Annotated in this window: 10 protein-coding genes; 7 read left to right on the top strand and 3 right to left on the bottom strand. The window is 35.7% G+C overall.

Going from position 1 to position 11,969, the window contains the following annotated elements; all coding sequences use genetic code 11:
- The 5 genes from AAEU33_RS12725 (at window position 1) to AAEU33_RS12745 (ending at window position 4,446) form a co-directional block, all read left to right on the top strand.
- Window positions 1-2,004 carry a S9 family peptidase gene (locus AAEU33_RS12725; RefSeq protein WP_345987895.1) on the top strand — a complete coding sequence of 668 codons (2,004 nt, stop codon included), beginning with the start codon at window positions 1-3 and terminating at the stop codon, window positions 2,002-2,004.
- Between the two features lie 236 nt (window positions 2,005-2,240).
- Entirely contained in the window at window positions 2,241-2,795 is a 555-nt protein-coding gene (locus AAEU33_RS12730; RefSeq protein ID WP_228456954.1) for a sigma-70 family RNA polymerase sigma factor, read from the top strand.
- A 12-nt stretch (window positions 2,796-2,807) separates the two neighbouring features.
- Window positions 2,808-3,149 carry a hypothetical protein gene (locus AAEU33_RS12735; RefSeq protein ID WP_172278808.1) on the top strand — a complete coding sequence of 114 codons (342 nt, stop codon included), beginning with the start codon at window positions 2,808-2,810 and terminating at the stop codon, window positions 3,147-3,149.
- 91 nt (window positions 3,150-3,240) lie between these two features.
- Window positions 3,241-3,498, top strand: coding sequence for a hypothetical protein (locus tag AAEU33_RS12740; RefSeq protein WP_172278806.1), 258 nt, complete (start codon window positions 3,241-3,243; stop codon window positions 3,496-3,498).
- 300 nt (window positions 3,499-3,798) lie between these two features.
- On the top strand, window positions 3,799-4,446 hold the full coding sequence (locus AAEU33_RS12745) for a DnaJ domain-containing protein (RefSeq protein WP_172278804.1): 648 nt from the start codon (window positions 3,799-3,801) through the stop codon (window positions 4,444-4,446).
- 268 nt (window positions 4,447-4,714) lie between these two features.
- On the opposite strand, the gene AAEU33_RS12750 is transcribed toward AAEU33_RS12745, so the two are convergent.
- Window positions 4,715-5,908: a DcaP family trimeric outer membrane transporter gene (locus AAEU33_RS12750; RefSeq protein ID WP_345987897.1), complete on the bottom strand. Its 1,194-nt coding sequence runs from the start codon at window positions 5,906-5,908 to the stop codon at window positions 4,715-4,717.
- A 431-nt stretch (window positions 5,909-6,339) separates the two neighbouring features.
- Between AAEU33_RS12750 and gcvP the strand changes: the two genes are divergently transcribed.
- On the top strand, window positions 6,340-9,198 hold the full coding sequence (gene gcvP, locus AAEU33_RS12755; RefSeq protein WP_345987899.1) for an aminomethyl-transferring glycine dehydrogenase: 2,859 nt from the start codon (window positions 6,340-6,342) through the stop codon (window positions 9,196-9,198).
- A gap of 425 nt (window positions 9,199-9,623) precedes the next feature.
- On the opposite strand, the gene AAEU33_RS12760 is transcribed toward gcvP, so the two are convergent.
- Together AAEU33_RS12760 and AAEU33_RS12765 are read right to left on the bottom strand one after the other, a co-directional pair.
- Window positions 9,624-10,346 (bottom strand): ATP-binding protein, encoded by a 723-nt coding sequence (locus AAEU33_RS12760; protein WP_172278798.1) that lies wholly within the window; start codon window positions 10,344-10,346, stop codon window positions 9,624-9,626.
- A gap of 71 nt (window positions 10,347-10,417) precedes the next feature.
- Window positions 10,418-10,924, bottom strand: coding sequence for a MepB family protein (locus AAEU33_RS12765; protein WP_345987901.1), 507 nt, complete (start codon window positions 10,922-10,924; stop codon window positions 10,418-10,420).
- 664 nt (window positions 10,925-11,588) lie between these two features.
- Here AAEU33_RS12765 and AAEU33_RS12770 point away from each other — a divergent pair.
- A complete protein-coding gene (locus AAEU33_RS12770; RefSeq protein WP_172278794.1) occupies window positions 11,589-11,924 on the top strand; it encodes an SMR family transporter in 336 nt (111 codons plus the stop codon).
- Window positions 11,925-11,969: the final 45 nt, after the last annotated feature.

Below are 11,969 nucleotides of genomic sequence, written 5' to 3' on the forward strand. Positions count from 1 at the left end.
ATGAAACTAAAAACCAAAATTATAATAACCGTTCAGGTTGCGATGTCTACAATTATGATCAATGCACAAAACACAACTGCCAAATTACCGGGTGATGCCACCCTGCCAACTGCCAAAGCGAACCTTGATAAGCTTATCTCCTATGATAAAGGAACATTTAAGTACAAAGTAGAGGATTATTTTGCAAGGCCAAAAGCGTCACAATTTAAAATTTCTCCCGATGGTAATTTCCTATCCTATAAAGAGAAAGACAAGGATAGCAAGAATCATGTTTATGTAAAGAACTTAAAAACTGGAAAAGTTACGAAAGCTATTGAGGAGAAGGAAGATCTGATCAAGAGCTATGGATGGCTGAATAAAAACCGACTGTTCTTTACCCAGGATAAAGGAGGAAATGAAAATATTCATTTGTATGCTGCAGATCTTGATGGAGGTAATCTGAAAGACCTTACCCCTTTTGAAGGAGTAACACTAGGTATGGTTAAATTAATAAAAGATACGGATTTCGTGGTAGTTACCATGAATAAAAACAACAAACAGATCTTTGAACCTTATAAGATTAATTTCGTGACAGGAGATATGGTTCAGCTGTATGAAAATAAAGATCCTAAGAACCCTATAGATGATTATATCTTTGATAAAGAAGGTAATTTAAGAGGCTATACAATCCTGGTTAACGGTTTGACTACCCATACTTATTATAAGGACACACAGACCGGCAAGTTTAATCTGATCAAGAAAACCGACTGGTCCGATACTTTTACTATTATTGGATTTAATGACCATTCAGAAAATAAAGATGATGCTTATGTTGTTTCTAACCTGGATAGTGATAAGGCAAAAATCGTATTGTATGACCTGAAAAAAAATTCCGTAATAAAAGAAGTTTATTCTAACCCTGTTTTTGATGTAAGCTCAATAAGCATTGCAGGTAAGAACAGGAGTTATGAGCTGGATTACATCAGCTATACCGGAGATAAAAATGAAACGATTCCCGTGAGTGCATTTTATAAAGATGTTCATGCTCAATTGACATCAGAATTTGGAGATAAACAGTTTTATGTTGTTTCCTCAGATGATAATGATAACAAACTTTTGGTTATTGTGAGCAGTGATAAATTGTACGGGACCTATTATGAGTATGATCCAAAAACGAAAAAGACAACCCTTCTTTATGATCTTATGCCTCAGCTGAAGCAGGAAGATATGGCTGAAATGCGTCCTATACAGTTTAAAAGCAGAGATGGACTGACGATTCACGGATATATAACACTACCGAAAGCTGCCATAGAAGGAAAAAAGGTTCCTTTAATTGTGAATCCTCATGGAGGTCCGCAGGGAATCCGTGATGAATGGGGCTTCAATCCTGAAACACAGCTTTTCGCGAGCCGCGGGTATGCAACTTTACAGGTTAATTTCAGAATTTCGGGTGGTTATGGAAAAGGATTTCAGAAAGCCGGCTATAAGCAAATCGGCAGAAAAGCAATGGATGATGTAGAAGATGGAGTAAAATATGTCATAGAGCAGGGATGGGCAGATAAAGATAAAATAGCCATCTATGGAGGAAGCCACGGAGGATACGCTACTTTGATGGGATTGATAAAAACACCCGACCTGTATACCTGCGGAGTGGATTATGTTGGGGTTTCAAACATCTTTACATTCTTTGACTCATTTCCGGAGTACTGGAAGCCTTATAAAGAAATGGTAAAACAGATATGGTATGATCTGGACAATCCGGAGGAAGCAAAAATTGCAAAAGAAGTATCTCCCGTTTTTCAGATTGATAAAATTAAAAAGCCTCTTTTTGTAGTTCAGGGAGCGAATGATCCAAGAGTAAATATCAATGAATCTGATCAGATCGTGAAAGCACTTCGTGCAAAAGGATATGAAATTCCTTACCTGGTAAAATATGATGAAGGACATGGCTTTGGAAAAGAACCCAACAGATTGGAACTATACAAGTATATGCTGGGATTTTTTGCCGAGAATTTTAATAAATAATTACAACATAGATAAACTTTTATAAGAGGACGGAGTATATTTTAGCTCCGTCCTTTTCTTTTGCTCAGGATAAAAAGTATAGAAGTGTAAAATGAACCATGTTTATTAAGATCTATGAGTCAAAATATGATTAGCAAAAGAAAAGTGAATATTTGATAAAAAATATTTTAAATTTATTAAAGTAAAACAAAACAGATGATCGTCATGTGAGTATGGAGGTTGTCGAAAAAATAACAATGCCACAGAAAGAGAAAGAAAGTATCATCTCACAAACCGTTTCGAGCTACGGAGGAAAACTGATGTCTTTCATTCGTCCGAAAGTGAAAAATACAGAAGATGCAGAAGATATTCTGCAGGAAGTCTGGTATCAGTTCAGCAGTATTACCAATCTGTCTGAGATTGTAAACGTTGGTGGATGGCTGTACAGGGTGACTGCCAATAAAATTACCGACCGTTACCGTAAAAAGAAAACCGAGAATCTTGAAGATTTTGTATACGAAGATGAAGATGGCGACTTCTCCATCAAGGATATTCTATTGATGGATGAAAGTGCCGGTCCGGAAGTGAAAATGTTTCAGGATGAAATCTGGAAGAAATTATTCGAAGCTTTAGAAGAGCTTCCGGAGAAACAAAGATTGGTATATACGGAAAACGAGCTGAATGACAAGACCCTCCAGCAAATCGCGGATGAACAAGGGGAAAATATAAAAACCATCATCAGCAGAAAGAACTATGCAGTAAAGCATTTAAGAAACAGATTAAGAAAATTATACGAAGATTTAAATAGTTAGAAAGAAGATATTATGAATCATAAACACAAAAAAGGCTGGATTTTTTTAATTCTATGTCCACCATTAATTCTCTTAGCCGTTACATGGATTGTAATGTCGCTTTGGAACTGCCTTTTGCCTGAAATTTTAGGAGTAAAATCAATTAGCTACTGGCAGGCGATGGGGATACTGATATTAAGTAAAATTCTTTTCGGAGGTTTCCATTTCGGAAAAGGAATGCGGGACTTTAAAGAAAGAAAGATGAGAGAAAGAATGCAACATTTGTCTCCCGAAGAACGTGAAAAATTTAAAGAAGTCTGGAGAAGCAAATGCGAAAACGGATTCTTTAACAGACATAACAGAAATAACGAATAGTTTGAAATTTTTAAAGAAGTAGTAAAGTAAAATTAAAATTCATTCGTCTCTATAAAAAACAAGAAGTAGTAAAATTTAAAATTTTGAAAAAATGAAAAATTCAGTATTAAAAGGTGCTCTTGGAGCATTAGCTGTAGTAGGCGTAGCATTAGCAGTCAAAAAAATGGCAGAAAGAAAAAGATTTATCAGAGGTATTTTTGATGAATACGGAATCAAAGAAAGATCACCTTTCGGGCTTGCAGATAAAATCAGAGAAATGAATAATGAGCAGTATGAGGAATTAAAAGGAAAATTCAAAAAAGAATTTAAATCCAGATGCCACAGAAGACATGAAGCAGCGAAAGCTTAATCATCATTACTCAATTGAAATTGTTTAATTACGGCGCGGGAAGCAAAGCTTCCCGCGCCGTAATTTTTTAATGAAATTTTGAATATACGGATTGACAAAGCAGGAGATTTCGTCTCTGCAGATTGGACGATACAAAAGTCTTTTATTTTCCATCATCTTTAAACCAACCTGAGCTTTGAGACGTGTCCAGAGTATCTTGAAAGTGAGGATAGAGAAATAATCCCTTAGTTTACAATGACAAAAATCGTATATGATTAAGGGTATTTAGAAAAATAAATTCTTACTTTTGTAGGGTTCTACATGAAAGATTACTACTATTTTCTCGGTATTTCTCAGGATGCTTCAGAAGAAGACATCAAAAAGGCTTATAGAAAATTATCATTAAAATATCATCCGGATAAGAATGAAAATGATGATTTTTTTGCAGACCGGTTCCGTGAAATTCAGGAAGCCTACGAAACGCTCAGCGATTCTTCAAGAAGACGGGCCTATGATCAGAATTTGGAGAGTCATCAGAAGAGTTTCAGGTATAATGTTCCACCGGCGATTAAAACGTTTACCTCTAATAAAATTCATGCTAAAAAAGGAGAAGAGATCATTATCAACTGGCAGACAAGTAATGCTGATGTGGTAAAGGTTCTTCCGTTTGGACTGGAAAAGGCTTATGGTGAAAGGACGTTTAAGATTACGGAATTTAAAGATGGTAAATTCCAGCTTTTGCTGCACGCAACCAATTCATTATTACACAAAACGGTGGTGCAGGGAATTACGATTACGGAAGTGTTTGAAAGTAACACGGAGAAATTTAGAAGTGGCGCCGAAGATCTGTTTAAGAGTCAGCCACGGACAGCCGTGAATCCTAAGGGACAGCCGAAAGTTATTCAGATTATTGCGGCGGTTATACTTTTGGTTTTAGCCGTTTATTTTCTGATAAAAAGTTTTAGTTAGATTAAGCCATTTTTTTCCTTCCCGGACACTTTTTACATCTTTTTCCTTTTTTGAATTTCTTGCAACAGGATTTTTTTTCGCAATACATATCTTCATTATTAAAAGAATATACAGGGCTTAAGGGCGGTACTTTAAAAGGGGTAATCATATTCATGTTGCAAATATATTAATTTAGAATAAATATAATTAATAAATTTTCATAAATAATTTTATCACTGAAAATCAGTTTGTTGAAATCTTTATGATTACCCCTTTTTAACAGTGTTTTTTAAAAAGAAAGAGAAGATGAAAGCTGGATCCGGAATATATTTGCTTTTTGCCGGCCAAAGTTTTTCAGCATTCCGTAAGTTCCTTCGATACCCATTCTTAGTTTCTTACGAGGTTGAAAGGCCAGGTTAATTCCTGAATTCTGAAAATTATGGATCATCGTATCCGGAACAAAATCCTTCCTTCCCAATTGAGAGAAGCTGTAATAAATGACCGAGCTCAGTTTTGGATTCCACCAATGTTCATAGATGCCTACAATATTGAATAAATTCAAAGCTACCAGCCTGTTGTTGGCCATATCAGGGATCGCATCATATTTTTCACCGTTTAAAACTACATTATAGCTGGAATATCCTTTTCCGTATGAAGACTGGAATCTGAAATTATTTAATGTTCCACTATAAAGCCGGGCAGAAACCATTCCGCTATATCCGAGAATTGTATTGGCATCCGTGTGCTTTTGTTCATCATTTTTTATTTCATAGCTTATGGGGGAAACCATTGTTCCCAGCTTACAGTAGTCTCTTGTATTGCCATATCTGTATACAGCTGTGAAGATGGGAAGGATAGATTTCTTCTTCCAGTTCGGAGCGTTATTAGGAAGAAATATGCTCGCCGCATCAGGATCTTCCAGAGAAAGGGAAAGACTTTCTTTTTTCGATAAAGGTGTTGAATAGCGGATCTGAACCGTTCTGATGAACATGGTTCCGTTAGGCCCTACAAAATCAAAAATATTGGGGAAAATATCAAAATCACTGAAGTTACTCCAGGTTTGTCCGATCAATAATTTCTTCCATTTGATATACCCTTGGCGAAACCTTGGGGCAGTAGTTCCGTTGGGACCCAGGAAATCGATTTCTGTGTAAGCCGACAGATCCGAATTTCCATTTTCATCCATCTGTTTTATTCCAAAGCCTATTTGCGATTGTTTAATGCTGAAGTTACTGTTTACCGAATTGTTTTGGGGTATTGCTATAGAAGGAGCTATGAATCCGTCTTTAAATCCCATTTCCTGAAAATCGAACATGGCATCGGTTTGAATAAAGCCTTTTACATAGGCAGACCATGTATCACCCGAATTTTCAGGAGATGATCCTCCTGACTGCCGGGTTATTATTTTTACCTGGCCTTTTACGTTGAATAGGGATATAAAGATAAATGAGACCATCAGCCTTTTGTGTTTTTTTTTCGTCATTGTGTTGTGTTTTTGATTTTTTAATTGTGTAGTTTATGTATTCATAGGAGCTGAATGATATTGATTGGTGTAGGGTTTACCTTCTTATCGGAATTGTATTTCTAAATTTTCGGATGAAACTACAAAATTATTTTCTGTGGGTATTTATTGATAATTTTAGTCCTTGTAAAAATGAAAAGTATAAATATTCTATGAAAAGGAGTTTTACCCATTAAGTATTCCGTATTTTATTAGAATTATGAAATAAAAATTAGAAAAATGGCGTGAAATTTTTCTTGTATTTTTTGTATTCGTGCCCTTGTTTTTTTAAACACACGTTTATGGAATAATAGTAATTATCAATATCTGTCAGTAATTTTTGACTATTGTAGAATCCCTTAAAAAATTGTAATTTTACCCATCTTTTTTACAAACAAAATCTAATAAAAAAAATGAATACAGAACAGTTTGTGAGCCGTCACATTTCTATTAATGAAGCCGATAAGCAGGCGATGTTAGAAAGAGTCGGCGTTTCAAGTATCGAAGAGTTAATTTCTCAAACCATCCCTTCTTCTATCCGTTTAGAAAAAGACCTTGATATTTCCGAACCGCTTTCAGAATATCAGATGCTTATTCATTCAAAAGAATTGGCCTCAAAAAATACTGATTATACAAGTTATATCGGTTTTGGATATCACAATACGCTTTTACCATCGGCTATTCAAAGAAATATTTTTGAAAACCCAAGCTGGTATACAGCTTACACACCTTACCAGGCGGAAATCGCTCAGGGGAGATTGGAAGCTCTTTTGAATTTCCAGACTGTTGTCTGTGATCTTACAGGTTTTGCTTTGGCAAATGCTTCATTGCTGGATGAATCTACTGCTGCTGCAGAAGCAATGCATATGTTCTTTAATAACAGAACAAAGGACCAGAAAAAAGTCGATGCAAATAAGTTTTTTGTTTCTGATCTTGTTTTGCCTCAAACGGTTTCCGTTTTAAAGACAAAGGCAGAAGGACTTGGTATAGAAATCGTAGAAGGTGACCATAAAACCCACCAGTTAGATGGATCCTATTATGGAGTTCTGTTGCAATATCCTGGTAAAAACGGGATTGTTCTGGATTATACAGAGGACATTGTAGAATACAAGAAATTAGACCTTCAGGTTGCTGTGGCTTGTGATCCAATGGCTTTGGTTAAGTTGAAATCACCGGCTTCAATGGGAGCTGACTGTGCCGTAGGGACTACTCAGAGATTTGGTATTCCATTAGGCTACGGAGGACCTCACGCAGCATTCTTCTCTTGTAAAGAAGATTATAAAAGAGATATTCCGGGAAGAATCATCGGAGTTTCTCAGGATATGTATGGAAAGCGTGCCTTAAGAATGGCTTTACAGACCAGAGAACAGCATATTAAGAGAGAAAGAGCAACTTCCAATATCTGTACAGCTCAGGTACTTTTAGCAGTAATGGCTGGAATGTATGCCGTATATCATGGTCCTAAAGGATTGAATTATATCGCTGACCAGATTCATTTTAAAGCCAATGCTCTGAAAGGAGGTTTAAAAGCTTTAGGGTATCAGACTGTTGAGGAGCCTATCTTTGATACGGTAAAAATTGAGATGAGTGAAGATGAAAAAGGAAGATTGTCAAGAATGATGCTTGACCATAAGCTTAATCTGAACTATTTCACAGAAGGAGTTGTAAGCATTGCTATCAATGAAAGTACAACATTGGAAAAACTAAATGTTCTGATGGCTTCTTTCGCGCAGTTCAAAGATAAGCAGACGTTCAAACTTGAAATAAAAGAAGGATACAGTATTCCTGAAGAGAATTTGAGAAAAGATGAGATTCTTACGGAAGAAGTATTCAATAAATATCATACAGAAACAGAGTTGATGCGTTACATCAAACGTCTGGAAAGAAAAGATTTATCATTAACGCATTCAATGATTTCACTGGGTTCTTGTACAATGAAACTGAATGCTGCAACTGAAATGCTTCCGCTTTCGTGGGATAACTGGGGAAGTATCCACCCGTTTGTACCGGTAGATCAGGCAGGAGGGTATCAGGAAATGATCCGTGAATTAGAAAAAGATCTGGCTAAAATTACCGGTTTTGCAGGAACTTCGCTTCAGCCAAATTCTGGTGCGCAGGGAGAATATGCAGGATTGATGGTCATCAGAGAATATCATATTTCAAGAGGAGAAGGTCATAGAAATGTAGTATTGATCCCTCAGTCTGCACACGGAACAAATCCGGCCTCTGCGGCAATGGCGGGAATGAAGATCGTAGTAGTTAAAAACCTTGAAAGCGGGGAGATTGATTTCGACGATTTAAAAGCTAAAACAGAACAGCATTCTGAAAACCTGTCATGTGTAATGATTACATATCCGTCTACATACGGATTCTTTGATGCCAACATTATTGAAATTACCAATCTTATCCACCAGCATGGCGGACAAGTATATATGGATGGTGCCAATATGAACGCTCAGGTAGGATATACAAGTCCTGGAAACATCGGAGCGGATGTATGCCACTTGAATCTTCACAAAACTTTTGCCATTCCACATGGAGGTGGAGGACCTGGAGTAGGACCAATCTGTGTTGCAAAACATTTGGTGCCGTTCCTGCCTACCAATGCCAACATTAAAGTGGGAACTAAAGAAGCTATTGAAGGAATCTCTGCAGCTCCTTACGGTTCAGGATTGATCCTTAATATTTCTTATGCATACATTAAGATGCTTGGAGCTTCAGGATTGAAAAAAGCTACTGAGCATGCTATTCTGAATGCCAACTATCTGAAAGAGATTTTAGCAGAGCATTTCCCTATTTTATATTCAAACAAAAATGGAAAAGTAGCTCACGAATGTATCGTAGATTTCCGTCAGTTTAAAACTTTGGGAATTGAGGTGGCTGACGTAGCTAAAAGATTAATGGATTATGGTTTCCATGCTCCTACCGTATCTTTCCCTGTTGCAGGAACATTGATGATTGAGCCTACTGAATCTGAAAGTAAGTCTGAAATTGACCGTTTTGCAGAAGCTTTAATTGCTATCAAAAAAGAAATTGATGAGATTGCCAACGGGGAAGCTGATCCGGCAAATAACGTGTTGAAAAACGCTCCGCACACAGAACAGCTTGTTATCTCTGATTCATGGGATAAACCATATAGCAGAGAGAAAGCAGCTTATCCTCTTGACTGGGTAAGAGACCATAAGTTCTTTGCTTCTGTTTCAAGAGTGGATGAAGCTTATGGAGATAGAAATCTGGTTTGTACTTGTGAGCCTATTGAAGCTTATATGTAATAGAAAGTTCTAACCAATAAATATAAAACCCACTCATCTTTTGAGTGGGTTTTTGTTTACATTTTCTAATGTTTCCTTCTTGTTGATGTATACGCTATCAGAAGCGCTATCGCCATAATGCTAAATGTAATAATTGAGGTTATTTCAATTGCATTTTGGCTTTCATTACCGTGGTAACTATTATTACCTTTTTCACAGGAAAATAGGAATAATGCTGCTATTAATAAGCAAATAGAGGGTAGTTTTTTTATCATGTGTATATATGTTTGGTTATTAGTGGATTATCATCAATAAATATGCCGAATGTATGTGAATTATTATAGAGTTATATGTTTTGAATAATATATAATTCAAAACTATAGCTGTACAGTGGTTTTACAGATATCAAAAAAATAGAGGCGATAAAAAACTGATATGATGAGTCTTTATATTTTGGCGGATTCTCTCTGTGCTTCCAGCTTTTTAATAAGGTTTCCTTTAACAATAGTAAATGCATAATCTTTAGCTTCGGCAAAGGAAATGTTGTATTGGCGCTTAATATCCTTAATATCCTCTGGAAACCGTGCTAAGAGGCTGTCATAAAATTGATCTAAAAATTCTTTGGAAGGCATTTCGTAATTGATTTTCAATTGGAAACGTCGCAATAATGCGGTGTCAATAATTTCCGGATGGTTGGTTGCACAAAGCAATAAAGAATTTTCCGGGTAATAATCAATAAGCTGGAGTAGGGTATTAACAAGTCTTCTCATTTCCCCTACATCCTTATCATCACTACCTCTGGCTTTTCCGATCTGATCAAGTTCATCCAGAAAAAGAACCGATCTTTCGCGACCTGCTTTATCAAAGATCATTTTTATGTTCTGCGAAGTTTCTCCTATCCTGGAGGATACAATGTTACTGAGATTGAGCACAATGATATTTTTACCCAATGCATTAGCAATAGCTTTTGCTGTCATTGTCTTTCCGCACCCTGAACTTCCCTGCAGTAAAATTTTATTATTAACAGGAAGTCCATATTCCTGGAGTTCTTTGATGTATGTATGTTCTTTAATCAGCTGTACAAACTGTTCCCTATTGGAGGTTTCAAGAAATACATCATTAAGGGTAACTTCTTCTTTGTCTTGAATAATAAGGTTGTACAGATTCATGCCTTTGAATAATTTAAAGATGGGTTTTACCAAAATATACTGAAGTGCAAAGATAAATATTTCAAAGTGTATTAAGCGTGATGTGAAACAGATAAAATTTCCCGGATTCTTTCCATATGGTCAGTTTCTGAGAAGTCAATGAAAAATTTTTCCTGCCAGCTTTTTGTTTTTGCAGCCTGTTTGTTGACCGGGATGTCCCAGTTCGGATATATTCTGAATCCGCGTTTTCCTTCTTTGGCGGAGGATGTTATTATATGTTGTCTTGCAAGAATTTGTTTTGGAAAAAAGGAAAAACCGGCCTTGTCTTGGAGTTCTGTGTAAATCATGTAAAAATCAAAAGGATCGGAAATGGTAAAAGGTCCGGTTTGTTGGGTCTGTTGATTTCTTTTCCACAGCGTAACAAACTGGCCTCTTTTTATCGGAGTTATCTTAGCCTTTCTGAATTTGATATGATATTGATTAAGTCGGAAGTTATACCCTAGGTATTCTTCGCTTTCTAAATCGGGGTGTAAATGTGAAATTGTTAGATTCAGTTGAGTGAAAACTGATTTCTCTATAAAGGTAAGTTCTTGAATCATTGGGTTTATGTTTGGGGCTCTTTTACTCTTACTGAGTAAAAGAGCGGCGATCTGACAGAATCAGATGGCAAACATAAACAATACAATTAATAAATAGTGTAAAACTGAATGCAGTATAACTCTTTTATTAATTTCTTTCTCTTCTAACTGTTGTAAAATAAGAAGCGAATACTACTATACATGTTGCGATAAAAGCGTAGGTTACCATTTTTGTTTTTTTAAAATTTTAATTATACTTTCTTTGCTAATTTTCTAATTGCAATATTACAGCTTTCAAATGACATGCCAAATAGAATAATTGTGATGTTTATCAGGTATTTAGGTGTTAGCTTGGTGTTGTTTTTGTGATTATTTGTTTACATTAATTTAATATATTTTTGAAAAAATATGTGTATTATTATTATGTTATTCGTAAAAATTATTAATTTGATAAAAGATTTCCGTTCTGTATTTAAAGATTGATAAAAGGAATGCAGTGCATATTATCGGAAAATCGAAAAAGAGATAAGCCACTTTAAAGTGATAAATTAAAAATTAAATATTAATAAAATTTATTTTTCAAACTGTATAGAAAATAGATCATTACGAAGATTTAATAATGGACAAAAATTGAACTGAATTAAGACTGTCACTTTTGCTATTTTTGTGACTAAAAGATTTTTTAATGGGACGCAGTTATCTCTTTCTTATCCTTGCCATTGTTTTTGAAATTATTGCCACAACGTTTTTAAAGAAATCCGAGGAGTTTTCGAAGCTTATACCCTCCATTGTTACTATTGCAGGGTATTCGGCGGCTTTTTATTTTCTGAGTCTTACACTTCGTCATGTCCCGATAGGAATTACGTATGCGATCTGGTCAGGTGTTGGAATTATATGCATTACCATCATTGGAATGGTAGCATTTAAGCAAGTTCCTGATTTGCCTGCTATTATTGGTATTGCCTTGATCGTAATAGGAGTAATTGTGATTAACCTTTTTTCTAAAATGGGTGCACACTAGCAGAATGGGTTACTGTTAAGTCATAGGTATTTCAATAAACCATTT

Origin of the sequence: Chryseobacterium sp. Chry.R1, assembly GCF_039645525.1 — a bacterium.
Classification (GTDB): Bacteria; Bacteroidota; Bacteroidia; order Flavobacteriales; family Weeksellaceae; genus Chryseobacterium; species Chryseobacterium proteolyticum.